A 399-nucleotide genomic window follows, 5' to 3' on the forward strand; every position below is an offset into this window, starting at 1 on the left:
ACGGCCGGTGACGTGCAGCGCAGCCTGTGGCTGCAGAACGCCGGCTTCATCTGGGTCATCCCCATCGCGCTGGCCTCGCTGGCCGCGTGGTTCGGCATGAACGACATCGCCGACGCGCGCGCCTCGTTCGCCGACCAGGCGGTGATCTTCAAGCGCAAGCACAACTGGCTGATGTGCTGGCTGTACGTGGGCAACTTCGGCTCGTTCATCGGTTTCTCGGCCGGCTTCGCCATGCTGACCAAGAAGCTGTTCCCGCAGGTCGACCCGACCACCTACGCCTTCCTGGGCCCGCTGGTCGGCTCGCTGACGCGGCCGGTGGGCGGCTGGGTCTCGGACAAACTGGGCGGGGCGCGCGTCACGCTGTTCACCTTCATCGGCATGATCGCCGCGGTGCTGGGC

1 pseudogene is annotated in these 399 nt (G+C 67.7%); it reads left to right on the top strand.

What is annotated here, in order from left to right:
- Positions 1-399, top strand: a pseudogene (locus ACR6JA_RS22290) (nitrate/nitrite transporter); the annotation flags it as partial.

This window comes from Cedecea sp. B1(4) (assembly GCF_059414925.1).